The organism is Pantoea sp. RG18 (genome assembly GCF_025910075.1).
GTDB classification, from domain to species: domain Bacteria; phylum Pseudomonadota; class Gammaproteobacteria; order Enterobacterales; family Enterobacteriaceae; genus Pantoea; species Pantoea agglomerans.
In genome coordinates this window covers 341,106-364,665 of the sequence record NZ_JAPCIL010000015.1, presented here as the reverse complement: position 1 = coordinate 364,665, position 23,560 = coordinate 341,106, and the positions used below count along the sequence as shown (strand labels likewise).

Annotated in this window: 23 protein-coding genes; 7 read left to right on the top strand and 16 right to left on the bottom strand. The window is 56.5% G+C overall.

The window, feature by feature from the left end:
* Positions 1–50: 50 nt before the first annotated feature.
* The 9 genes from recC to rppH form a co-directional block, all read right to left on the bottom strand.
* Complete coding sequence (gene recC / locus OK409_RS17990) at positions 51–3,428, bottom strand: exodeoxyribonuclease V subunit gamma (RefSeq protein WP_264367295.1); 3,378 nt, start codon at positions 3,426–3,428, stop codon at positions 51–53.
* Positions 3,429–3,529: 101 nt separating this feature from the next.
* On the bottom strand, positions 3,530–3,790 hold the full coding sequence (locus tag OK409_RS17985) for a prepilin-type N-terminal cleavage/methylation domain-containing protein (RefSeq protein ID WP_370513289.1): 261 nt from the start codon (positions 3,788–3,790) through the stop codon (positions 3,530–3,532).
* 25 nt (positions 3,791–3,815) lie between these two features.
* A complete protein-coding gene (locus OK409_RS17980) occupies positions 3,816–4,220 on the bottom strand; it encodes a YgdB family protein (RefSeq protein ID WP_264367294.1) in 405 nt (134 codons plus the stop codon).
* Positions 4,217–4,744, bottom strand: a complete 528-nt coding sequence (locus tag OK409_RS17975) for a prepilin peptidase-dependent protein (protein ID WP_264367306.1) — start codon at positions 4,742–4,744, stop codon at positions 4,217–4,219. The genes OK409_RS17980 and OK409_RS17975 overlap by 4 nt, the downstream gene beginning before the upstream one ends.
* Positions 4,741–5,211: a prepilin-type N-terminal cleavage/methylation domain-containing protein gene (locus tag OK409_RS17970; RefSeq protein WP_264367293.1), complete on the bottom strand. Its 471-nt coding sequence runs from the start codon at positions 5,209–5,211 to the stop codon at positions 4,741–4,743. Before OK409_RS17970 ends, OK409_RS17975 begins: the two co-directional genes overlap by 4 nt.
* Positions 5,212–5,398: 187 nt before the next feature.
* The gene (thyA, locus tag OK409_RS17965) at positions 5,399–6,193 is read right to left on the bottom strand and encodes a thymidylate synthase (protein ID WP_010248642.1); all 795 of its coding nucleotides are present in this window, start codon (positions 6,191–6,193) and stop codon (positions 5,399–5,401) included.
* Positions 6,190–7,071 (bottom strand): prolipoprotein diacylglyceryl transferase, encoded by an 882-nt coding sequence (gene lgt / locus OK409_RS17960; RefSeq protein WP_010248645.1) that lies wholly within the window; start codon positions 7,069–7,071, stop codon positions 6,190–6,192. Before lgt ends, thyA begins: the two co-directional genes overlap by 4 nt.
* A gap of 326 nt (positions 7,072–7,397) precedes the next feature.
* Positions 7,398–9,644 carry a phosphoenolpyruvate--protein phosphotransferase gene (ptsP, locus tag OK409_RS17955; protein WP_010248647.1) on the bottom strand — a complete coding sequence of 749 codons (2,247 nt, stop codon included), beginning with the start codon at positions 9,642–9,644 and terminating at the stop codon, positions 7,398–7,400.
* Between the two features lie 12 nt (positions 9,645–9,656).
* Positions 9,657–10,184, bottom strand: a complete 528-nt coding sequence (rppH, locus tag OK409_RS17950) for an RNA pyrophosphohydrolase (protein WP_009087042.1) — start codon at positions 10,182–10,184, stop codon at positions 9,657–9,659.
* A 684-nt stretch (positions 10,185–10,868) separates the two neighbouring features.
* Between rppH and mutH the strand changes: the two genes are divergently transcribed.
* The 4 genes from mutH to OK409_RS17930 all read left to right on the top strand — a co-directional run bounded on the left by mutH (position 10,869) and on the right by OK409_RS17930 (position 13,874).
* The gene (gene mutH, locus OK409_RS17945) at positions 10,869–11,546 is read left to right on the top strand and encodes a DNA mismatch repair endonuclease MutH (protein WP_010248652.1); all 678 of its coding nucleotides are present in this window, start codon (positions 10,869–10,871) and stop codon (positions 11,544–11,546) included.
* A 99-nt stretch (positions 11,547–11,645) separates the two neighbouring features.
* Positions 11,646–12,356: a TerC family protein gene (locus OK409_RS17940; RefSeq protein WP_010248654.1), complete on the top strand. Its 711-nt coding sequence runs from the start codon at positions 11,646–11,648 to the stop codon at positions 12,354–12,356.
* A 118-nt stretch (positions 12,357–12,474) separates the two neighbouring features.
* The gene (locus OK409_RS17935) at positions 12,475–12,693 is read left to right on the top strand and encodes a YgdI/YgdR family lipoprotein (RefSeq protein ID WP_003853956.1); all 219 of its coding nucleotides are present in this window, start codon (positions 12,475–12,477) and stop codon (positions 12,691–12,693) included.
* Between the two features lie 140 nt (positions 12,694–12,833).
* A complete protein-coding gene (locus tag OK409_RS17930; RefSeq protein ID WP_010248659.1) occupies positions 12,834–13,874 on the top strand; it encodes an NADP(H)-dependent aldo-keto reductase in 1,041 nt (346 codons plus the stop codon).
* A 40-nt stretch (positions 13,875–13,914) separates the two neighbouring features.
* Here the strand turns inward: OK409_RS17930 and OK409_RS17925 are convergent, their stop codons facing one another.
* The 5 genes from OK409_RS17925 to OK409_RS17905 all read right to left on the bottom strand — a co-directional run bounded on the left by OK409_RS17925 (position 13,915) and on the right by OK409_RS17905 (position 18,349).
* Positions 13,915–14,367, bottom strand: coding sequence for a GNAT family N-acetyltransferase (locus OK409_RS17925; protein ID WP_167430391.1), 453 nt, complete (start codon positions 14,365–14,367; stop codon positions 13,915–13,917).
* A complete protein-coding gene (locus OK409_RS17920; protein WP_010248663.1) occupies positions 14,364–15,137 on the bottom strand; it encodes an FCD domain-containing protein in 774 nt (257 codons plus the stop codon). The genes OK409_RS17925 and OK409_RS17920 overlap by 4 nt, the downstream gene beginning before the upstream one ends.
* 96 nt (positions 15,138–15,233) lie before the next feature.
* On the bottom strand, positions 15,234–15,551 hold the full coding sequence (locus OK409_RS17915) for a PTS sugar transporter subunit IIB (RefSeq protein WP_010248665.1): 318 nt from the start codon (positions 15,549–15,551) through the stop codon (positions 15,234–15,236).
* 15 nt (positions 15,552–15,566) lie between these two features.
* Positions 15,567–16,994, bottom strand: coding sequence for a glycoside hydrolase family 1 protein (locus OK409_RS17910; RefSeq protein ID WP_010671043.1), 1,428 nt, complete (start codon positions 16,992–16,994; stop codon positions 15,567–15,569).
* Positions 16,991–18,349 (bottom strand): PTS sugar transporter subunit IIC, encoded by a 1,359-nt coding sequence (locus OK409_RS17905; protein WP_010248669.1) that lies wholly within the window; start codon positions 18,347–18,349, stop codon positions 16,991–16,993. Before OK409_RS17905 ends, OK409_RS17910 begins: the two co-directional genes overlap by 4 nt.
* Positions 18,350–18,527: 178 nt before the next feature.
* Between OK409_RS17905 and OK409_RS17900 the strand changes: the two genes are divergently transcribed.
* Positions 18,528–18,836, top strand: coding sequence for a PTS lactose/cellobiose transporter subunit IIA (locus OK409_RS17900; protein WP_010671044.1), 309 nt, complete (start codon positions 18,528–18,530; stop codon positions 18,834–18,836).
* Positions 18,837–18,868: 32 nt separating this feature from the next.
* On the opposite strand, the gene lysA is transcribed toward OK409_RS17900, so the two are convergent.
* Positions 18,869–20,125, bottom strand: coding sequence for a diaminopimelate decarboxylase (gene lysA, locus OK409_RS17895; protein ID WP_033758716.1), 1,257 nt, complete (start codon positions 20,123–20,125; stop codon positions 18,869–18,871).
* 102 nt (positions 20,126–20,227) lie between these two features.
* Between lysA and OK409_RS17890 the strand changes: the two genes are divergently transcribed.
* Entirely contained in the window at positions 20,228–21,148 is a 921-nt protein-coding gene (locus tag OK409_RS17890) for a LysR family transcriptional regulator (protein WP_033769922.1), read from the top strand.
* Here OK409_RS17890 and OK409_RS17885 read toward each other — a convergent pair.
* Positions 21,145–22,308 (bottom strand): MFS transporter, encoded by a 1,164-nt coding sequence (locus OK409_RS17885; RefSeq protein ID WP_033785642.1) that lies wholly within the window; start codon positions 22,306–22,308, stop codon positions 21,145–21,147. The two genes, OK409_RS17890 and OK409_RS17885, sit on opposite strands and share 4 nt — an antisense overlap.
* A gap of 361 nt (positions 22,309–22,669) precedes the next feature.
* Here OK409_RS17885 and OK409_RS17880 point away from each other — a divergent pair, with 361 nt between their 5' ends.
* Positions 22,670–23,296 carry a serine protease gene (locus OK409_RS17880; protein WP_090965821.1) on the top strand — a complete coding sequence of 209 codons (627 nt, stop codon included), beginning with the start codon at positions 22,670–22,672 and terminating at the stop codon, positions 23,294–23,296.
* The last annotated feature ends 264 nt before the right edge of the window (positions 23,297–23,560 follow it).

The window sequence follows — 23,560 nt, the reverse complement described above, 5'->3', positions numbered from 1 at the left end:
AGCAAAATTTCTGTGTAATGAGTCAGTCAGCAAAAACGCCTTCTGATCGGCTATTCATCATCCTGATGTGCAGCCAGCACCGGTAAATACCAGCGCTGTGCCGCCTCAGTTATCTGCTGTAGTTGTGGCTCATCCAGCACCCGGCAAAGACGTTGCAGATAGGGATCGCTGCCTTCACCCTCAAGCTGATAGTTGCCTGACCAGGCCGTCAGCAGGCGATTACGCGCCTTAAGCTGGGTTGCCTCATCAGTCAGTAACTGCTGACTTTTTTTGTCGTAGCTGGCGGTCAGCCATGCGCCGCCACTTTTGTTAAGCAGCATCAGCGGCTGACGCATACCCGCGAGATACCCCGTGACATACTCATTCAGCGCAGCAATCGCCTCTGCCTGCGGCACAGCAAGGAAGCACCAGCGGCTCTGCTGCCGGCCAAACATCCGGCTGCTGCCGGTGCCGCCCAGCGCGCAGTAGACCAGATGTTCCAGCCAGAGTAGCAGTCCGTCGTTCATGTTGAGTACGCCAGGCCGCCAGCGCAGCAATCCATCACTCTGAACCTGCGTCAGCCACCCGGTTAAGCTGACCTGCTCCAGTTGCAGATTCACTTCCCAGCTCTCGCCGTCGCTGCGCTGGGTGACCACTTCTGCCGCTACTTCCTGCATCTCATCGCGCTGCGCCTGCCAGAACAGCTCACCGAACGCGCCATAAGGCAGATTACCGGCCGCACGATGGTGCGCATAAAGCCGCTGAGTATCCTCGCCTTCGACCAGCGCATTCAGCAACTGCGCGTTAATCTGATAACGCTCAAGGTTGTCGAGCGCAAACGGCTCGCTGTCGGGCAGTTCGTTCTCCTCCAGCCAGAAACTCACGCCAAGCCGCTGGTGGAACCAGGCCCGGACCGGATGTCGCCAGAAGCGCAGGAACGCCTCCAGCGTCAGCGCGTCAATTAACGGCGCCTCCAGCGGCTGCACAAAATCGGGCTGCGGCTGCCCCGCGCCTCGCGCAGCAGGCAGCCACTCACGGGCGAAACTTTGCAGTCTGGCAGCAGGCTGGAAATTCTCGGCGGCAAACGGCATCCGGCTGTGCAGGTGCTGCAGGTGCATCCGCACCCGTTCGGCACTCTCATCCAGCTCAAGATGGCCATCACCGTCCAGATAAAAACTCTGTCCAATGTAATCCAGCAGTTCTGTGACCAGCACCGAGGGGTAGCGTTCCGTATTATCCTGAATCGCCCGGCCGATATAACTGATATAGAGCTGCTGCTGCGCCGAAATCATCGCCTCCAGGAAGAGATAGCGGTCATCATCGCGGCGACTGCGGTCGCCTTTGCGGGACTGCTGCTGCATCAGATCAAAACCTAACGGTGCTAAAGTACGGGGATAGACGCCGTCGTTCATGCCCAGCAAACAGACCAGCTGAAAAGGAATGGAGCGCATTGGCATCAGGGTACAGAAGTTAATCTGCCCCGCCAGGAAACGCTGACTGATGCGCTGTTGATCAAGCCGGCTACGCAGATCATCGCGCAACAGCGCCACCGGAATCGCCTCTTCAAACCGCGCATCCATGCCATATTCAATCAATTGCTGCCACTGCTCTTCCACCAGCAGCAAGGCGGCCTCGGTTTCTGCATCGGGGCTGAAAAAGGCATTGAGCAGTTCCCGGCACATGGGCAGCCAGGCCGCCAGTGGCCGGGGTTCGGCAAGCAGCTGCCGCCAGTGATTAAGCCGGGAGAGCAGCTCGGCCAGATGTCCCGCCAGCTCCCCCACCAGACCACCCGACTCGTCATAAGGCAGAATTCCTTCCCAGTCACCGTTGTGGCTCTCCATCGCATAACCCAGCAGCATACGCTGCAGGCCAAAGCGCCAGGTGTGCTGGCCGGTAACCGGAAGTGACAGGGCTTCTACGCTGGCATCATCCAGCCCCCAGCGTACCCCCGATTCGCTGACCCAGCGCCGCAGTAAACGCAGGCCGCTTTCATCAATGGCGAAGTGGGAAGCCAGCGCCGGGACATCGAGCAGCGCCAGCACATCCTCCGAGACAAAACGGCTGTCCGGCAGTGCCAGCAGATGCAAAAACGCTACAATGGCCGGATGAGCCTGACTGGCACGGCGATCTGAAATCGCAAACGGCAGATAGCGATCGGCAGGTGAATTGGCGAACACCGCCTGAATAAAAGGGGCGTAGGCGTCGATATCCGCCACCATGACGATGATGTCACGTGCTTTCAGCGTCGGATCGGCCTCCATCATCGCCAGCAGATGATCCTGCAACACTTCAACTTCGCGCTGGGCACTGTGGCAGACCTGCACCGCAATTGATCGATCCTCCGGATCCAGGCAGCGTTTCTGATCGCTGTGTGCCAGTTCCGCCGCATTCAGTCCGATGATGGCGTTATCCTGCAGATTGAGAAGATCGTGCTGCATACAGTGCAGCAGGTTGTCCGGCTCCACATCGACAAAAGCATCGATGTCGTCGTTTGACTCCATCTGACTCAGCAGAAACAGGTTGTCACGCCCCAGCTTGCCCCAGGAGGCGAGCAAAGGGTTGGTCAGTTGCTGTTCACCGGCATCGTTAAACAGCGCCGGTGCCTGCTCAGCATCCCGGAAGAGTCCGCGTGATTCATCAGCACCATGGCGTCGGCGCTGACGACTTTGTAGTTTCGCCAGAAACGCATAATCCTGAATATCGCCCCAGTAATCGCGGCAGGGATTGGTGAACAGCAGATGAATGTCGATGTGACGTCCCAGCGCCTGCAACGCCTGCAGATAGACCGGCGGCAGCGCAGAGATGCCACAGATAAAGACCCGTTTGGGCAGATTTTCCGGCGTGCTTTTCGCCTGATCCAGCGTCTGGATAAATCGCGCATAGAGGTTGGCGCGGTGCCATTCAGGCTGGCGCAGGGCCTGGGTATAACTCACCAGATCGCGCCACAGGGCGGCCTGCCAGCGCTGCGCCTCGCCCAGCCCCTCAATGGTTTCGCCACGCTCCCAGCTGTTGAGCCAGTCGGCACGATAGACCAGATACTGGTCGAACAGATCGGCCACGCGGGAGCTGAGCTGAAACAGTTTACGCTTGTCGCCGTCGTCATGGAGATAGTGGCGCAGAGAAGCAAACTCTTCGTGCTTCAGCATCTCCGGCAGCCGGTGCATAAGCTTCCAGCCCATGCTGGTCTTACTGAAAGCACTCTCTACCGGGATGTCGGGCAGTACGCGGACGAACATCTCCCAGATAAAACTGGCGGGCAGCGGGAATTCGATATTGGCAGCAATACCAAAGGTTTGCGCCAGCTCCATCTGCAGCCACTGCGCCATACCCGGACTCTGCACCAGCACCATTTCTGAGGCGAAAGGATCATCAAGAGGCTTACGTTTAATCACCTCAGCCGCCAGAATCTTCAGCATATCAAGCTGATTTGAGTGATAAACGTGAAACATGAAAACTCCTGTGATAACTCAGAACGTGACTGCGGTATTGCGGCTCTGTCACTTTACCGCGTATCGCGGTTGAAACCCATCAAAAGGGCGACCGGGGAGAGTTAACATCGCAGCCGCGTCAGGGTGGCACTGCGCTGATAAGGCCCCGTCACGTCAGCCCGATCCAGGGTGCAACCTGAAGGGCCGCTCTGCTGTTGCAGTATTGAAGTCCAGCCGGGACTCTCATGTCCCATCAGTTGCTGCTCAGCCACCCGCCATGCTTCACGCTGATACCACTGCTGGCTGAATCCCAGTGCCAGTGCGCGATGATAGTGCAACAGCGTGCTGCTGCTTAATGCCATTAACAGCAGAGCAAACAACACTTCCGGCAGGCTGAATCCACCGCGCTTACTGGCAGGTGGCCGGGGGCGTAAGCGGGCAGTAATCGATCCAGCCGTGCGGCAACGCGGTAATCTGATTGCCCCGTAACCGCACCCACTGCCAGACCGCCATACCACTGCCGCTGGCCTCCCCTTTAAGCAGACCTTCATCCTTTTCACCTCGTTGTAAACAGCTGCGCCAGCCCTGGCGATCATCCTGCTGACAGCTAGCCGCCTCACTGGCTGACCAGCTCAGGGAGATGCCCCATTGCAGCGCAGACTGCGCCCGCCAGAAACCCTGAATAAACTGCTGCTCATCCGCCAGCAGTCGCATTCCCTGCTCAGACATCTTACGGCTGGCATGCAGCGTAAAGCTGCCAATGACCATAATCATCAACACCATGCCCAGAGCGCTGCTGCCTCGCTGCTTCACAGGTTATCTGCCTCAACCCAGCTCTCCACCGTTTCAAGCCAGCGTCCGGCCCGTGCCTGCAGCACTATCCTGACCTGCGTGCCCTGCTGGCTGACGCTGAACTGCTCCAGCGTCATAAACGCGGGATCGGAGAGCCGCTCCCAGCCCGCTGACTGACACTGGTCAACACCTCGCTGCATCTCAAGCTGCTGTTGTCGCAGGCGATAACCGTAATAGTCACTCTCTGCATAGCTCACCCCTTCCCATTTACCGTTGCTGTTCTCATCCCAGCGCAGCAGCAGGCAGTTCTCTCTGATTTGCAGCGCCCCACTGCCACACTCACCGTGACAATAACCGGCACGCCGCACCGCTTTTTCCAGTGTCGCCATCATCTGCTGTAACTCCTGACGCAGCTGCGCCCGTTGCATCACGCCGGCGTTCTCTGCCAGCAGCAGCGGCAGAAAACGGCCAGCACTTAACATCACGACGGCGCTGATTGCTAAGGCGATCAGCATCTCCAGCAGGCTGAATCCGGCCATTTTCAACGACACGTCTCCTCATCCGTCATGCAGAGGCGAATACGGGCTCTGGCCGAGATAATCAGCCGCATTCGTCCGGCGCTATTACCCAGCTCAATGCTACCCGCCCGGGCCACATTACGTCGGCCATAGAAGCCCGGTTCACCCCGGATGCCATAGAGCGAAACGCCAGCGTGCGGCGCCACGAATTGCAGCCGTTTTCGGCTATCACACCCTGCAACGGGGAGGCTTCCGGCACCGATGCACCAGGGATCGCCAGGCCGTGACCATAAAACCAGATCGCTATTTTGCCGGTTGGCCTGGGCACGCAGCCGAAGCAGGAATCCCTGCAGTTGCTGGGCGCTGTCGCGCAGTTGCAGCCGCTGTTGCCAGCGCTGCCAGCCATGCAGCGCGGCAACGCTCAGCATGCCGGCAATCACCATCACCAGCAGCAGTTCCGGCAGGGTAAAACCGCGTAAGTGTGCTGTTTTCATAGCGTCAGAATGCGGGTGATGAACAGATGAAACAAGGCGCGGTTTGGCAGGCTGGAAAGTACGTCGCAGAGAAGCTTCCCCAACAGCATGAATTGGCAGAAGCGTGCGAGCGTTGCCGCAGATTTACCGGTTTGCGGGTAAAAAAAAGCCCCGGCGATGAAGCCAGGGCGTTATCTTTTATCGCGAATCAGATGGCGACAGGGGCTTTGATCGCGGGATGCGGATCGTAGCCTTCAATCTCAAAATCTTCGAACTGATAGTCAAACAGCGACGCCGGTTTGCGTTTGATAACAAGTGATGGCAGCGGACGCGGTTCGCGGGTCAGCTGCAGGCGCGCCTGCTCCAGATGATTACTGTAGAGGTGGGTATCACCGCCGGTCCAGACGAAGTCGCCCACCTGCAGATCGCACTGCTGCGCCACCATATGTACCAGCAACGCATAGCTGGCGATGTTAAACGGCAGGCCCAGGAAGATGTCGCACGAGCGCTGATAGAGCTGGCAGGAGAGTTTGCCGTCCGCCACGTAGAACTGGAAGAACGCGTGGCAAGGAGCCAGCGCCATCTCGCTCAGCTCGCCGACGTTCCAGGCAGAAACGATAATCCGGCGTGAGTCGGGATCGCGCTTCAGCTGCTCCATCACCTGGCTTAACTGGTCAATCTCCTGGCCGCTGGCCGTTCCCCAGCTGCGCCACTGTTTGCCATACACCGGGCCGAGATCGCCATTCTCATCCGCCCACTCATCCCAGATGGAGACGTTGTTTTCTTTGAGATAACCGATGTTGGTATCGCCTTTCAGAAACCACAGCAGCTCATGAATAATCGAGCGGATATGACATTTCTTGGTGGTGACCAGCGGAAAACCATCCTGCAGATTGAAACGCATCTGGTGACCAAAAATTGAAAGCGTACCGGTGCCGGTACGGTCAGCTTTTGGCGTGCCTTCGTGCAGCACATGTTGCATTAAATCCAGATACTGTTTCATTTTTCCTCGCGAAATTGTGGCTGCGGGCGACGACGATACGCCCAGATCATCATAATAATACCGGCAATAATCATTGGCACAGAGAGGATCTGTCCCATACTGATTCCGCCTTCAAACAGGCCAAGCTGGGCATCCGGCTGGCGGAAAAACTCAACGATAATACGGAAGGCGCCATAGCCAATCAGGAACAGGCCAGAGACGCTGCCCATCGGGCGTGGCTTACGAATAAACAGATTCAGGATGATAAACAGCACTATCCCTTCCAGCACCAGTTCATAGAGCTGCGAAGCATGACGCGGCAGCACGCCGTAGGTGTTGAGCAGCGCCTGGTATTGCGGATTGGTGGCGGCCAGCGCGACATCTTCGCTGCGGGAGCCAGGGAACAGCATGGCATAGCGGAAGCCCGGATCGACACGGCCCCAGAGCTCACCGTTAATGAAGTTGCCGAGACGACCGGCACCCAGACCGAACGGGATCAGCGGCGCGATGAAATCAGCCACCTGGAAGAAATTACGTCGGGTGCGGCGGGCAAAGACCAGCATGACGACAATCACCCCGATGAGGCCACCGTGGAACGACATGCCGCCATCCCAGACTTTAAACAGATAGAGTGGATTTTCCAGGAACAGCGGTAAGTTGTAGAACAGCACATAGCCGATGCGTCCACCCAGGAAGACCCCCAGGAAACCGGCATAAAGCAGGTTCTCCACTTCCTCTTTTTTCCAGCCGCTGCCCGGCTGATTGGCGCGGCGGACAGCCAGCCACATGGCGAAAACAAAGCCCACCAGATACATCAGACCGTACCAGTGAAGCGAAACCGGTCCAATCGAGAAGATCACCGGATCGAACTGCGGAAATGCAATATAGCCGTTATTCATCATTCACCGTCTATTTTTCTACCCTGAAAAGGGGCGTTGTCAGGCACATAAATTAAGGCTGCGCATCATAGCACAGCCGGTTTTGTGAATTGTCCCGCAAATGTAAACGCGGATAACGCCCAGAGTCTGACCCGTCAGGCGTATATTGTTGCAGCCAGACTGGTCACGGACAGCGCGCAACAACCGGAGCGTACACATAGTACGTGAGGATTACTCGCTGTGCTCGCCCCTTCAGGGCCGCCCTGACGGGCGTTCAGGTTGCTAAAGCAGCCTGTGTGAGCACTGCCCAGGGCCAGAATGGCAAATAAAATAGCCTGAAGTCGCGCTTAGCGACCGCCGCGGATTAAACCGCCCAGCCCGCGACGCTCCATAAAGGTCGAGACCAGATGACGAACCTCGGTGGCGGTATGAGCATTCATACCCTGCTCGCTGAGTTGCTGCGCTTCTTCGTGATCCAGATGGCGCAGCAGGTATTTCACCCGTGGTACGTTTTTGCCGTTCATGCTGAGATGGTGATACCCCAGCCCGACCAGCAGCGCCACGCACATTGGATCGCCGGCCATTTCACCACACAGGCACAATTCCAGATTGGCCAGACGGGCTTCCTGCGCAATCGTATTCAGTGCACGCAGCATCGCCGGATGCAGCGAGTCGTAGAGATTGGCCACGCGGGTGTTGTTGCGATCCACCGCCAGCAGATACTGGGTCAGATCGTTGGTGCCAACCGAGACAAAATCGACCCGCGACGCCAGATGCGGGATCATAAACAGCATCGACGGCACTTCAATCATGATGCCGATGCGCGGCGCGGGGATCGTATAGCCCAGCATCTCTTCGACTTCGCGTCCTGCGCGATCGATCAGCTTTTTCGCTTCGTCGATCTCATCGATATGGCTGATCATCGGCAGCAGAATACTGAGGTTGCCGGATGCGGCGTTGGCACGCAGCATCGCGCGCACCTGCACCAGGAAAATTTCCGGCTGGTCAAGCGTCAGGCGGATGCCGCGCCAGCCCAGACAGGGATTCTCTTCACTGATAGGCATGTAGGGTAGCTGTTTATCTGCCCCCACATCCAGGGTACGCAGCGTCACAGGCTTGTTGTGAAACAGCTGTAACATGCCCTGATACTGTGCCACCTGCTCCTCTTCCGACGGGAAGCCGTTCTGCAGCATAAACGGGATTTCGGTGCGGTAGAGACCGATGCCATCTACCCAGTTGCCCAGCGTCTGCTCATGCTCCGGACTTAAGCCGGCATTCAGCATCACCTGCACGCGCTCGCCGCTTTTCAGCTCACCGGGCTGATCGACCACGCCTTCGGCCATTTTGCTCAGCGCATTCTCTTCGCTGATCAAACGCTGGTACTCCTGCACCAGCACCGGCTCGGGATCGATCAACAGCTCACCGCGATACCCATCGACGATCAGCAAACGTTTGTTGAGCTGATGAGGCTGGATGTCAGCGCCCATGACCGTCGGGATCCCCATCGCGCGGGTCAGAATCGCCGCATGGGAGTTGGCTGCGCCGTCACGCACCACCACGCCCGCCAGCCGCTCATGCGGCAGCTCAGCTAAAGTGGTGGCGGTCAGCTCATCGGCCACCAGCACAAAGCGTTCCGGCCAGGCATTGGTCCCGACCAGCGTATCGTCAAGGTGAAACAGCAGGCGCTGACCCAGCACCCGCAGATCGCCTGCGCGTTCACGCAGGTAGGTGTCCGTCAGGCTGGCAAACTGTTCAGCAAACTTCTCGATGACCTGTTTCACTGCCCATTCGGCGACCGATCCGCGTTCGATCTCATCGAACAGATCTTTTTTCAGTCGGGCATCGGTTAACAGGTGAGAGTAAAGGTCGAAAATGGCCGCACTCTCTTTCTGAGCGCTGGCGCTGAAGCGTTTACTGAAGCGACGAAATTCACTGGTGGCTTCACTCATGGCGAGCGACAGACGCTCACGTTCGCGATGAACATCCAGCGTTGAGGCAGCCGAAACCTGATCGAGCAGTGGCTGCGTCTCATCTACCCAGCCCGGTGCTACCGCCACGCCAGGCGCAGCTGCAATTGCGCGCACCCGCGTCTGCCGGAACTGACCAAATAGTTGAGCCATCTGCGACTGCGACAGCAATGCCGCCATCTGGGTGGCAAGGGTGACCAGAAACGACTCTTCGCTTTCATCAAACTGACGGTGCTCGCGCTGCTGCACCACCAGCACGCCCAGTAACTGGCGACGGCTGATAATCGGCACGCCGAGGAAGGAGCGGTAGCGCTCCTCTTTCACTGCGGGGATATATTTAAAGCTGGGATGACTCTGGGCGTCAGCAAGGTTAATCGGTTCGGCCAGACGGCCCACTAAACCGACGATCCCCTCGTCAAACGCCAGGGTCACGGTGCGGCCACGCGGTTTTTTAAGTCCGCGCGTCGCCATCAGGTAGTAGCAGTGACGATCGTGGTCGGCGAGGTAAACGGAACAGACTTCCGTATCCATCGCCAGACAGATCTCATTAACCAGGATGTCGAGTGCTTCATTGAGACGCGGCGCACTCGCCACTTTTTCTACAATTTCGCGCAACTGAGTGAGCATAAAGGGCGTGGCCTATCCTCTCTTACGTCGATGGGCAGGATTATTTCGCTGCCCCGCACTCTCCTGCATAGACATCACCACGCCAGCGAATTCCTTCATCACCCGACGATAAACGTCGCGCTTAAAGGAGACAACCTGACGCACCGGATACCAGAAACTGACCCAGCGCCAGCCATCGAACTCGGGCGTGCTGCTGTGCTGCACATTGATATCCGCGTCATTACACATTAACTGCAGAAGAAACCACTTTTGTTTCTGGCCGATACATACCGGCTTTGTGTCCCAACGCACCAAACGTTTTGGCAACTTGTAACGTAACCAGTTACGGGTAGAAGCAAGTATTCGAACATCTTTCCGGTGTAATCCGACTTCTTCGAACAGTTCGCGATACATCGCCTGTTCTGCGGTTTCACCGGGATTGATGCCTCCCTGAGGAAATTGCCAGGAGTGCTGTCCAAAGCGCCTGGCCCATAACACTTGTCCCTGCCGGTTACAGATTACGATACCAACATTCGGGCGGTAGCCATCATCATCGATCACCGGACTACCTCAAAGCAAAATTTGAATGAGCTGATTGTTTCACACTCCTTACAGGCGGTAAACCACTGGATTCATGGGGGGTTAAGCCATCATCGCCGGGATAACTCACAGAAAATGGCAAAGTTATAAACAATGACCGAGAAAAAGATCGATCTTATTCACCTTTTCTGTGGATAGCTTTGTGCAGAACGCGGGAGTTATCTGAATAACCTTTTCCGTGCGCGCTGAAGAGCCAAAATGAGACAGCAACACATCCATCTGATTTTTAATGAAATTAAATCGAAAACCTTACCGGTAAATCTTTTATAAATAGTGAATATTTTCATGGCAACTGACAATTGCTTAAAATATAAGCACACTGCTTTTTATCCACAGATAATCGCTCAGGGTTAGGCCAGAGCGGCGAAATTATGGCCAGATCGTGAAAAGTCAAGGCTGTAAATGGAACCAGTACCGCACTCAGACGGTGGTTATCCCATTTTTCTGTGGATAACCGGGCTGGAGATCCTGTTCATTGTTGCGGGTAAGCTGGGATAACCCTGAAGCACCTGGGGCGGCGAGCGTGCAATCCGCTAAAAAAAGCACGATCTATCATGTTATTATCGATCCCTGACGCGGATTATTTATGTGAGAAACGTGACTCACCCGCTGCTGTACAAATTTTAATCATTGCGAGTGTTCACCATGAGTTACCAGCCAGGACCACCTGAAGATGAAGCCAGCCTGCTGGCACGCGCGCAGGATTTAGCCGGTTTAACCCTGGAAACCCTGGCCGCGCGCGCCGGTCTGCCCATGCCTGCGGATCTCAAACGCGACAAGGGCTGGGTCGGCATGCTGCTGGAGTGGCATCTTGGTGCCAGCGCAGGCAGCAAAGCGGAGCAGGACTTTGCCCATCTGGGTATCGAACTGAAAACTATCCCGATTGATGCGCAGGGTAAGCCGCTGGAAACCACCTTTGTCTGCGTGGCACCTCTGACCGGCAACAGCGGCGTGACCTGGCTCACCAGCCATGTGCGCCACAAGCTGGCGCGGGTATTGTGGATCCCGGTTGAAGGCGGGCGTGAGATTCCGCTGCGGGAACGCCGTGTCGGCGCGCCGCTGTTATGGAGCCCCGATGCGGAAGAAGATGAGATGCTGCGACAGGACTGGGAAGAGCTGATGGATATGATTGTGCTGGGTCGCGTAGAGCAGATTACCGCGCGACATGGTGCCTGGCTGCAAATACGGCCCAAAGCCGCCAATAGCAAAGCGCTGACAGAAGGAATCGGCGATCAGGGCCAGCCAATCATGACGCTGCCGCGCGGTTTCTACCTGAAGAAAAGCTTCACCGGGCCCCTGCTGGCGCGTCATTTTCTCCTCTGAACGTCGCCACCCGCGTTGATGTGTCGCAATTTTGTGGGAGATCGGCGAAATGAATGCGTATAATCGCCGTTTACTTTTCGTTTAGGATTAAATGTCGGTATGTTTGAGTGGATTTCCGATCCCAACGCCTGGCTGGCGCTGGGCACCCTGACCATCCTTGAGGTGGTGCTGGGTATTGATAACATCATTTTCCTGTCGCTGGTGGTCGCTAAACTGCCAAAACACCAGCAAGCCAGCGCACGTCGCATTGGTCTGATGGGCGCGATGCTGATGCGTCTTGGCCTGCTGGCTTCTATCGCGTGGGTAGCCCGTCTGACTAACCCGCTCTTTACGCTGATGGATCATGCGTTCTCGGCGCGCGATCTGATTCTGCTGTTTGGCGGACTGTTCCTGCTGTGGAAATCGAGCATGGAGATCCATGAAACGATCGAAGGCAGCGAAGGCGAACACAACACCCGCGTCCATTCCTTCCTGGGTGCGATTGTGCAGATCATGATGCTCGACATTATTTTCAGCCTCGACTCGGTGATCACGGCCATCGGCCTCTCCGATCATCTGTTCATTATGATGGCGGCGGTGGTTATTGCCGTGCTGATGATGATGTTCGCTGCGCGCGCGATCGGTGAGTTTGTTGACCGCCATCCGTCAGTGAAAATGCTGGCTCTCTCTTTCCTGATTCTGGTCGGCTTCACGCTGATCCTGGAGAGTTTTGCGGTCCACGTACCAAAAGGTTACATTTATTTCGCTATGTTCTTCTCAATGGCGGTTGAGTGTCTTAACCTGATGCGCAGTAAGAAAAAGCACGCCTGATAAAGTCAAGGGCGAGCCTGCTCGCCCGGTTATTTTCAGATTCATACGATTAACCCTGCCGGCAAAACCATTTATTACTACACTGTTTGCACTTGACCATTTGTGAGGATTAGGCGTGATGAAAGGGTTGGCAGGAGTAGCACTGGTGATGGTAACCGCCGCATTCTTAAGTGGATGCAGTTCTGATTATGTCATGGCGACCAAAGATGGCCGGATGATCATGACCGAAGGCAAGCCGAGCATTGATAAAGAGACCGGCCTGGTGGAGTACACTGACCAGACGGGTCATATGGTGCAGATTAACAGCGATGAGGTTTCTACGATCATTGAACGTTAAGTGCCCGATTTAATCACCTGCCACCCATTCCCGGCTGGCAGGTTATTTCCCCGACTTTTCCCCCTTCCTTCCCCGCCATTGCTCGCGCTATAGTCCCTGAGGACACAACATTCCATTCCATAAAGAAAAGGAAGCTGGCAATGCACTATCATCGTATTCCCCACAGCACGCTGGAAGTGAGTCAGCTGGGGTTGGGCACCATGACGTTTGGCGAACAGAACAGCGAAGCCGACGCCCATGCTCAACTGGATTTAGCTATCCGTTCCGGCATCAACTTTATTGATACTGCCGAGATGTATCCGGTGCCCCCGCGTCCGGAAACCCAGGGTCTGACCGAACAATATATTGGCAGCTGGCTTAAACAGCGCGGCAGCCGCGACAAAATCATTCTGGCCAGTAAAGTGGCCGGGCCTTCACGTGGCAATGATGCGTCGATTCGCCCGGATATGGCGCTGGACCGTAAAAATATCCGCGCAGCACTCGATGCCAGCCTGAAACGCCTGAATACTGACTACCTTGACCTCTACCAGCTGCACTGGCCACAGCGTCAGACCAACTATTTTGGCAAGCTCGGCTATCAGTACAGCGAAACCACTGCTCAGGTGACGCTGCTGGAGACGCTGGAAGCGCTGACCGAACAGGTGCGCGCCGGTAAGATCCGCTATATCGGGGTGTCGAACGAAACCGCGTGGGGCGTGATGCGCTATCTGCAGCTGGCGGAGAAGCATGAGCTGCCGCGCATTATCAGCATTCAGAATCCCTACAGCCTGCTGAACCGCAGCTTTGAAGTGGGTCTGGCCGAAATCAGCCAGCATGAAGGCGTAGAGCTGCTGGCGTATTCCAGCCTGGCGTTTGGAACGCTGAGCGGCAAATACCTGAATGGCGCGCAGCCTGCGGGCGCACGCAACACGTTGTTCAGCCGCTTTACCCGCTACAGCGGTGAGCAGTCACAAAAGGCGATTGCCGAATATGTGGCACTGGCTCAGCAGCATCAGATTGACCCGTCGCAGATGGCCCTGGCCTATGTGCGTCAGCAGCCGTTTGTGGCCAGCACGCTGCTGGGCGCTACCACGCCTGAACAGTTGCAGATCAATATCGACAGCTTCAATCTGACCTTAAATGCAGAGATCCTGGAAGGCATTGAGGCGATCCACCGTCGTTATACCTATCCGGCTCCCTGAGCGCTCTGTTGCCAGCTGCCGCGATGGCGGCTGGCATCTCTTACAGGTCGCGATAATAGAGTTTTACCGGCTTAGCGGGATACTCCAGCGCTTCACCCTGTGGCAGCCAGCCATAACGTTCGTAGTAACCCTCAAACGTTGACCATAACCACAACTGTGGATAGCCCCGTGCCTGTGCATAGGCGATGACATGCTGCTGCAGCGCTTGACTGACACCTTTGCCGCGCACCGACTCATCAACATAGAGCGCCGCCAGCCAGGGGAAAAGATCCTGACGGCTGATCAGGTCGCAGCGCCAGAATCCCACCGTGCCGACTGCCCTGCCCGCCTCCACGGCAACGAAAGTCACTGGAAAATCAGCACCGATAAGGCTGCTGTTCACCACACTGGCAAAGAACGCCCGGCTGGTGGCTTCACCAAATGCGCGCCACTGCCAGTCGATGATCTGATCGGCAAATTGGGGGGCATCGCTGAGCGATACAATCTCAATCACATCAGTTTCCCCTGAAAGATCGGGACTGAATCAAACAGGTAGCCATCAAAGTCAGGCGCATCGGCGTCGGAAAGCTCCAGCAGCGTATTCTTGACGTTCTCAAGGTGCTGCCAGGTGGATTGCCAGGCCCCCATCACATCACGCCGACGCAGAGCGGCCAGGATTGTCTGGTGATCGCCGAGCCACTTCAGGCGATAGGCGCGGGTTTCAAACTGCGGGCGCAGCTGCTGCCAGAGCGGGCTGCTGTCATGATGTCGCCAGATACTGGTGACGGTATCGAGCAGCATCTGGTTCTGACTGGCACCCGCCAGCAGCAGATGAAACAACTTGTCGTTGTCCTGACTGCTGTCGTTGGCGGCGATAGCACGCTGCTCCTGTTCCAGCGTTCGGCGCAGATTTTCAATGTCCGCTTTGGTCGCCATTTTTGCGGCAAAGGCTGCAATATTGCTCTCCAGCAACTGACGTGCCTGTAGCATTTCAAACGGGCCAACGTCGCTGCGGAAGAAGGCCTCTTCTTCGTCATCACTGGCGGAAGGAATACGCATCACATAGACGCCGGAGCTCTGGCGGATATCCACCGTACCTTCCAGCTCCAGCATCAATAATGCCTCGCGCACGATGGTCCGGCTGACGCCCCAGGTTTCAGCCAGCTGACGTTCAGGCGGCAGGCGCGATCCCACCGGATAGTGCCCGTCACAGATCTGCTGACGCAGGTGCTGACCAATTTCCTGATACTGCTTTTTTTCTTGCGGCGCTTCGGCTTTGTCCACACTGTCACCCTTTGCAATCAATGCGCTAACGGCATTGCCGCGGTTCCCTGCGCGACAATGCCCGCGAACCGGAGAGGCTGGCTCGCAAACTGGGGCTCAGTGTATCAAAGCCAGCGCCTGATCGAGTACCTTTGCACCATTCAGCGTGCCGTAAGCAACCGTATCGATCACCGCGATGGGCAACTGATAGCTGTCGGTGAGTTTTCTGTTCTCCTCCAGTTTGAAGCGCACCTGTGGCCCCAGCAGCACGACCACCACCTCGTTGCCGTAGTTTTGCAGCTCTTCACGCAGATTTTGCTCCGGAATGGCGTAGATCTGAAATGCCAGTCCGCGAGCGGCAGCCTCCTTTTCCATCCGCGTCACCACCATTGAGGTCGACATGCCCGCAGCACAGGCCAGAACAATTCGTTTCATGCTCGTTTCCTCGCGTTATTTCGGCTCATCATCAAGCCACAGAGTAAATTGCTGCGTGTCGCGCAGCGTACGGAACCAGTGGGCAGATTTCTTCATACGGCGCTGACGCTGCTTATCTAAGTCGATTTCGATAAGACCATAGCGATTTTTAAAGGCATTCATTGGCGAGACATTGTCGGTAAACGCCCACAGCATGTAGCCCTGACAGTTAATACCCGCCTGACTGGCGCGTATCGCCTGATGCAGGTGCTCGCTGATAAATGCGATGCGGTAATCGTCCTGAATCTCCCCGTCGGCATTTTTGAACTGCGCTTCGTTCTCAATTCCCATACCGCTTTCCGCCACAAACCACGGGATATTGCCGTACTCATCGCGCATCCGCTGCGCCATATCCCAGATAATTTCAGGCTGAATTTCCCAGCCGCGCGAAGGGTTCATACGTCGCCCCGGCAGTTCAAAGTGTTCGTAATACCAGGCTGGATGAAAGGGAGTCTCGGGATGCCAGGCGCGGGACGGTGCCTTCACGCGATGCGGATAGTAGAGATTAAGCCCGACTTCATCGACGGTATTGGCGGCAATAATCGCCAGCTCTTCCGGGGTGGTTTCCCACTCAATCTGATGCTTATCAAGCAGCGCCAGCAGCTCCGCCGGATACTCGCCTTTAATGGCGGGATCGAGAAACACCCGGTTGTAGAACAGGTCATAAATATGCGCCGCTTTCTGGTCGTGCGGGGCTGACGATCGCGGATAGGTGACTTCCGGATTGAGTATGGTACCAATGCGACCGGCATAGCCTGCCGCGCGGAACAGCTGCACTACCCGGGCGGTAGCAAGATTCTTGTGGTGGTTCCACTGCATCCATTTATGGGTGTTCTGCTCATAAGGCCAGCGCAGCGCGTCGAGATAGACGCGGGTCTGCACCACAATCGGCTCGTTAAACACAAACCAGCGCGTGACCCGACCGGCATAGCGTTTAAACACCTGTTCGACATAACGGATAAAGAGTTCAACGACATGCTTTGACTGCCAGCCGCCATACTGGTCCAGCAGCGTGGCGGGCAGCTCGTAATGCTCCAGACAGAGCATCAGTTCAATGCCCTGGCGCTGCATTTCATCAATGAGCCGGTCATAGTAAGCCGCGTACTCCTCATCGACCGTAGCGGTTTCGTAATCGATCAGGAAACGCGACCAGTTGATCGAAGTGCGGTAGTGGGTCAGCCCGCTGGCCTTCATCAGCGCCACATCCTCACTAAAGCGGTTGATAAAGTCGGTGGCAACCGCCGGGCCGTAGCCGTTGTGCCAGACGTGACGATCCTGCTGATACCAGGCGTCAGGCCAGGAGTCCTGCCCCGCTTTTTTTCCGCTCCAGCCTTCCGTCTGCCAGGCGGAGGCAGCAGCTCCCAGAATGAAATTCTCAGGTATATGGACAGTCTGACGACTCATAACACCTCCGTTCGGTTGGGGTTCAGCTCAGGTTGCAGGCTCTTTGCTTCCGCTGCTTCTGCTGCATCCGCGCGGCGGGCTGCGACTTTCACAAATGGCAGATAGATAAGTACTGACACCAGAATGCAGACGATCTGCGTCACCACCGCACCCATCGATCCGGCCGTTGACAGCCAGGCATTGATAATCGGAGGCGTGGTCCATGGCACCATCACCACGGCTTTCCCGGCAAATCCCATCACCGTAGCGAAGTAACCGATAGAACCTGTCACTAGCGGTGTGATGATGAAAGGGATAGCCAGGATCGGGTTAAGCATAATCGGCATACCAAATATAACCGGCTCGTTGATATTGAAAATGCCTGGCCCGAACGACAGTTTGGCGATTTCACGCATCTCTTTGCGTCGCGTTGCCAGCATCACGGCGGTGAGCAGCCCGATGGTCAGGCCGGAGCCGCCGATGCTCATATAAACATCCCAGAACGGCATGGTGATGATGTTCGGTGCCTCTTTTCCCTGCTCAAAAGCGGTCATGTTGACCATAATCGCGCCCAGCAACAGCGGCTCACGGATCGGCTTCACCATCTGATTGCCGTGAATACCAATCACCCAGAACAGCTGGGCAACGAACATCAGAATCAGAATGCCCCACAGGCTCTGCACCACCGACTCCAGCGGCTGCTGCACCACCTGGTATACCGCGTCGTAAAGGTACATGCCGGTGACGCGATGGAAGATAAAGCCAAAAGTCGCTATCAGCGTCACGGTGATGATTGAGGGGATCAGCGCGGAGAAAGAGGCGGCCACATTGGGCGGCACCGTGTCGGGCATTTTGATTTTCAGCCGTTCAACCTGTTCGAGGCGGCAGTAGATCTCTACCGACAGAATGGCGATAAACATGCCGAGAAACAGGCTTTTGGTATCGGAGAATTGTTTGGCCAGCACGTCGGTGACCAGGTGCATCTGCCCATCGACCATCATCTGTAAGGTGGTCGGCGTTACGGATACAAAGCAGATGATCGCCAGCAGGCCGGGAAACAGCGTTTTTATACCGTTGATGCGCCCAAGCTCAATACCAATCAGGAACACCGCACCAATGTTGAGAAAGCTGAGCGTAGCGTAATTGATACTGCTGGTGATGGGCTTGAGGTCAGCTAAAAAAGCCAGGGCGGCAAAGCTGGCAAGGCCATTTTTGCTGTCCAGCACCATGTTAGAGATCAATACCGAGAAGGCGCCAACAATGATCACCGGCATCAGGGTAATGAATGAGGCTTTAATCGCCATGATGTAGCGATAACTGTTAAAGCGGGTAGCAAAGCTGCCCAGGGAATCGATAAGGCGGTCCTGTAGAGACATGATCAACCCTCAGAGATGTAAGATCGGTATTCCTGTAATCGTCATGGTCTTCCCTGTTAGTGGCATACCAAAATGACGAATCCCCTCGGTTTTTTCTGTGACGAGCCTCCCGGAAACGCTTATTGGCATTCCAGTATGATTAAAACGGCCAATTTGGCATACCAATAGCGGAGGCGTTATGGATTACGAACAGACCATGATGGAATTGCTGATCAATGCAGGGGAAGCCCGTTCGTCGGCGATGATGGCGATTCAGTGTGCGCGCAAACGCGACTGGACCGGGGCTGACGCGGCGCTGGCAGCTTCAGATACCGCGGCAAAAGCGGCACATAAAATTCAGACCGCGTTGATTGGTGCAGACGAGGGAAGCGGAAAATTGCCGGTCACGCTGATTCTGGTGCATGCGCAGGATCATCTGATGAATGCAATGCTGTGCCGCGAGCTGGCAGAGGAGCTGGTCATGCTGCGCAAAGAGATCTATGGCTGACAGGCGGCGCGCCGGCCGCCTGAGCGAGGTGATTAGCTGATTTCCAGTGCCAGTAGCGACTCAATAGTCTGCGCGCGGCGGATCTCGCGCGGCTGGCCCTGCTCAAACAGCACTTCCGGGATCAGCGGACGGCTGTTGTAGTTAGAGGACATGGATGCACCGTAAGCACCGGTGTCGTGGAAGACCAGGTAATCGCCAACCTTTGCCGCCGGAATCGCGCGTGGTTCGACCATGCCGCCCTCCAGCTGGGTAAAAACATCACCCGATTCGCACAGCGGGCCAGCGACCACCGTGTCGATAGTCTGCTGCTCATCAATGGCCCGCTCATCGCCCGCCATCAGCGAGATATGGTGATAGCTGCCATACATGGAGGGACGCATGAGGTCACTGAAACCGGCATCGACCAGCACGAAGTGACGGCTGCCCATCGACTTAACCGCCCGAACCTGAGAGACCAGCACACCGGCCTCGGCCACCAGGAAACGGCCCGGTTCGATCTCCAGCTTTATCGCGTGACCCAGATGCTGAGCGATACGCTGCCGCGCTGCATCCCACAGGCCGAAATAGTGATCGGTATCGATCGCCTCTTCGCCATAGCGATAAGGCACAGAGAGGCCGCCGCCCGCAGAGATCGCGGTCAGATCCTGACCCGACGCCATCACCAGTTCAACCATCGCATCACAGACCTGCTGCAGATGCGCATAATCGACGCCTGAGCCGATATGCATATGAATGCCCACCAGCTGCAAGCCGTGCTGTTTAATCGCCGCCAGCGCCTCGGCTAAATCGGCATGCCAGATCCCGTGCTTGCTGTTTTCGCCACCGGTATTGGTTTTCTGACTGTGGCCGTGACCAAAACCAGGATTGACCCGCAGCCACACCGCATGTCCCGGTGAGACCGCGCCGAGCTGATGCAGCATATCGATCGATCCGGCATTAACCGGCACCTTTAACGCGGTCACCCGCTCCAGCGTCGGCTGATCGAACAGATCCGCGGTAAAGACGATCTCATCACCGCCAGGCTGGTAACCCGCGGCCAGCGCACGTTCGATCTCACCCAGCGATACCGAGTCCACTTTCACGCCTGCTGCGCGCATCAGGCGCAGGATATGCGTATTCGAGCAGGCCTTCTGCGCAAAGCGCACCACATCAAATGCCTGCAGCTGGGCAATACGCGCCTGAATAATCTGCGCATCATAAGCCCAGAATGGCCCGGTGTAGCGGCGTGCCAGCGGCAGCAGGTTAGCGGCGCTGAGTGCGGTTTCGGTACTCTGTAAGGAACGTGGCATGGCAATTCTCCTGTGGCAATAGCTGCATTAAGCCAGAATCGTGTCATAGCGAAAAATATCTGTTTTAATAGCATCTATGCAGAATGGATATAGGAAGGGTGCGTGGCGAACATTAACTGGCGGCATATCGAGATTTTTCATGCGGTGATGACTAGCGGCAATCTGACTCAGGCCGCGACACTGCTGCACACCTCACAGCCGACGGTGAGCCGGGAGCTGGCACGCCTGGAGCAGCAGCTGGGATTAGAGTTGTTCGGACGGGTTCGTGGTCGCCTGCAACCGACGGTGCAGGGATTGCGTCTTTTCGAAGAGGTGCAGCGATCCTGGTACGGACTGGATCGCATCATGGAAGCGGCTGAAGGACTGCGCCAGTTCCGTCAGGGTGAGCTGTCGATCGCCTGCCTGCCCGTTTTTTCGCAGTCGCTGCTGCCACCACTGTGTCAGCCCTTTTTACAGCGCTACCCGGATGTGAGCCTGAATGTGATTCCACAGGAGTCGCCGCTGCTGGAGGAGTGGCTGTCAGCACAGCGCTACGATATCGGCTTAACCGAAACCCAGCACGCTCCGGCCGGCACTGACCGTCTCGCCCTGCTGACCTGCGATGAAGTATGCGTATTGCCTCAGAATCACCCTCTGAGTCAGCGTTCAGAGCTGACGCCGCACGATTTTGCGGGCGAACAGTATGTGAGCCTGTCGCGCAGTGACAGCTATCGTCAGTTGCTGGATGCGCTGTTTCATGAGCAGGGCGTCGAGCGGCGGCTGGTGATGGAGACGCACAGTGCCGCTTCGGTGTGCGCCATGGTCAGAGCGGGCGTGGGCATTTCAATTGTGAATCCGCTGACGGCGCTGGATTACGCCGACAGCGGTGTGGTGATGCGTAAGTTCAGCGTGGCGGTTCCGTTTACCGTCAGCCTGGTGAGGCCGCAGCACCGCCCTGCATCGGCGCTGGTCGATGCCTTTGTCAGCCATCTGCAACGGCAGGTGGCTGACTTTCCGGCACGCATCGCCGCCCGCCTGGCTTAAGCGCGAACCCTGGCGGTTGCGCGGCCCGATTTGCGGAAGGTGATCAGACAGATCAGCAGGCCGATTGCCGCCAGCGCAGCGGCAGCAACCGGCACCGCCGTCAGGCCATATCCACGGCCAATCACCGCACCGCCGACCCAGGCACCCAGCGCATTGCCCACGTTAAACGCCGAAATGTTCAGGGTTGAGACCAGGTTAGGCGCCTCTTTGCCATGACGTACCACGTTGATCTGCAGGCCCGGCACCGTCGCAAAGGTCGCCATCGCCCACAGGAACAGGGTGATCTCTGCCAGCCACAGCGCATGGCTGGTCCAGCTGAACAGCAGCGAGAAGATGGCGATCAGGGAGAAGCTGAGGATCAGGCTAAAGGAGACTTTCCAGTCGGCCAGTTTGCCGCCAAGAATGTTACCGACCGTCAGGCCTGCGCCAATCAGGAACAGCGTCCAGCTGACGCCGCGATCGCTGATGCCCGTCACCTCTAGCAGCAGCGGCGCAATGTAGCTGAACAGCGCAAACATCGCCGCGGCAAAGAACACCGTCATCAGCAGCGACAGCCACAGTTTCCCGTTGGCCAGTGCCCCAATTTCACTCGCCAGGTGAACCGGCTTTTCCTGTTTATTGTTGGGCAGACTCACGATCAGGGCGATAAACGCCAGCACGCCAATCACAGCCACGCCCCAGAAGGTGGCTCGCCAGCCAAACATCTGTCCGAAACTGGTTCCCAGCGGAACGCCCAGCACGTTGGCTAAGGTCAGTCCGGTGAACATCAGTGCGACAGCGGAAGCCTGACGACCGGCTGGCACCAGACTGGCGGCGACCACCGCGCCAATACCGAAGAAGGCACCGTGACAAAGCGCGGTGACGATGCGTGCCAGCATCAGCAGGTTATAGTTGTAAGCCAGCGCACACAGCAGGTTGCCGACAATAAATATCACCATCAGCAGAATCAGCGTTTTTTTACGCGGCAGCCTGGCGGTGAGTAGCGCCATAATCGGCGCACCAATCGCCACGCCCAGCGCGTAGCCGCTAATCAGCCAGCCCGCCGACGGAATTGACACCTGAAGGTCACGCGCCACCTCCGGCAGCAATCCCATAATGACAAACTCAGTGGTTCCGATGGCGAACGCACTCAACGCCAGCGCCATTAATGCTACAGGCATAACACTCTCCCAATATCATTTGCAGGTGAACTGCACAGACGCGCAGCCCCTCGACGCTTATTAAAATTTGATCTGCGTCACGGTGAGCATTACAGCACAGTGCTGATGCGCGACATAGCCTGCGCGCAGCAAAGGATTATTGCCGGGGCCGCAATAATCCTGCCGCTTTGCCGGAACAAATGGCTTTGTCAGCCTGCTGGCTAAGCCCGTTAAAGCGCGCATGACCCAGGGTCAGGTTGTCATTTCCCGCGAACCCGTTACGCTTTTTAGTGCGTATTTAATTAATAAATCCTTAACGTTGCCGATATATCCCTAATCAATTGCCAGGTGATGTGATCAACTTCTGACGCAGGGAGAGAGAATGCAACGACTCATAGCCTTAATGGTGTTTGGCTTAACCGGTTGCTCGGTAGGTCATTATGAGTACAGTAAAGAAGCTGAAAAACGGGTGGATATGACCGTGACCGGCATTCCCACCGTGCTGGGTTTAGGCACGCTCGGTACCACCATCCCACTGACGCCGGAGTACAGCCTGACCGCCGCACATGTGGCAAAGTTTTCGCTTTACCGGGTCAAAGCCTGGCATCCGCAATGCGATCTGGCCGTGGTCTACCACAAAAACAGCGAAATGAACCTGCCACCCAACTTTCGTAACAGCCACATCGGCGATCAGGTCAATCTCTACGGCTACAGTTTTATTTCGGCCATGCCGGTCAGTTCCAGCGGGCAGAACCTGATCAATACCACGCTGGCGAACAGCTGGAATAAGCCGGACTGCGTCGTGGTGGCGGCGAATGCGGGGGTGGTTAAAGGGATGTCGGGCGGCGCAGTCTATAACGCCTCTGATGATACGCTGGCGGGCGTGATTATTGGCTACAGCAATAACATCAACGACAATGTCAGCGGTAAGACACTCTATAAGAACGTTGCGCTCTATGTGCCCTATGCACGGTTTCAGACCTGGCTGGATCAGGCGATTAAATCCTGATATCTGCTGAACGAACAGATGTAAAAAAGGCCGGAATTTCCGGCCTTAAGCTTGGTGACAAAGTCGGGCCTGGTTCGCTGTAAGACCGAGCCTGCACAGGTAACACGGTCAGATCGGAAAGACGCAAAAACTGTCATCCATGACCGCTCGGCCCACGCGATTACGCACCTCATCCCTGAGGTGCGCCCGTAGCCCGGGCCAACGCTTTGCGTTGTTCAAAAACGCTCCCGGCGTTTTTGTCCATTCGCGGGACGCTTTCCTCTT

Coding starts and splice junctions, on each gene's coding strand:
- lgt (WP_010248645.1), bottom strand. CDS start 7,071: ATGAATAACGGCTATATTGCATTTCCGCAGTTCGATCCGGTGATCTTC.
- lysA (WP_033758716.1), bottom strand. CDS start 20,125: ATGCCACGTTCCTTACAGAGTACCGAAACCGCACTCAGCGCCGCTAAC.
- OK409_RS17940 (WP_010248654.1), top strand. CDS start 11,646: ATGTTTGAGTGGATTTCCGATCCCAACGCCTGGCTGGCGCTGGGCACC.
- recC (WP_264367295.1), bottom strand. CDS start 3,428: ATGTTTCACGTTTATCACTCAAATCAGCTTGATATGCTGAAGATTCTG.
- thyA (WP_010248642.1), bottom strand. CDS start 6,193: ATGAAACAGTATCTGGATTTAATGCAACATGTGCTGCACGAAGGCACG.
- OK409_RS17935 (WP_003853956.1), top strand. CDS start 12,475: ATGAAAGGGTTGGCAGGAGTAGCACTGGTGATGGTAACCGCCGCATTC.
- OK409_RS17915 (WP_010248665.1), bottom strand. CDS start 15,551: ATGAAACGAATTGTTCTGGCCTGTGCTGCGGGCATGTCGACCTCAATG.
- OK409_RS17900 (WP_010671044.1), top strand. CDS start 18,528: ATGGATTACGAACAGACCATGATGGAATTGCTGATCAATGCAGGGGAA.
- OK409_RS17880 (WP_090965821.1), top strand. CDS start 22,670: ATGCAACGACTCATAGCCTTAATGGTGTTTGGCTTAACCGGTTGCTCG.
- OK409_RS17885 (WP_033785642.1), bottom strand. CDS start 22,308: ATGCCTGTAGCATTAATGGCGCTGGCGTTGAGTGCGTTCGCCATCGGA.
- mutH (WP_010248652.1), top strand. CDS start 10,869: ATGAGTTACCAGCCAGGACCACCTGAAGATGAAGCCAGCCTGCTGGCA.
- OK409_RS17930 (WP_010248659.1), top strand. CDS start 12,834: ATGCACTATCATCGTATTCCCCACAGCACGCTGGAAGTGAGTCAGCTG.
- OK409_RS17910 (WP_010671043.1), bottom strand. CDS start 16,994: ATGAGTCGTCAGACTGTCCATATACCTGAGAATTTCATTCTGGGAGCT.
- ptsP (WP_010248647.1), bottom strand. CDS start 9,644: ATGCTCACTCAGTTGCGCGAAATTGTAGAAAAAGTGGCGAGTGCGCCG.
- OK409_RS17970 (WP_264367293.1), bottom strand. CDS start 5,211: ATGAAAACAGCACACTTACGCGGTTTTACCCTGCCGGAACTGCTGCTG.
- OK409_RS17905 (WP_010248669.1), bottom strand. CDS start 18,349: ATGTCTCTACAGGACCGCCTTATCGATTCCCTGGGCAGCTTTGCTACC.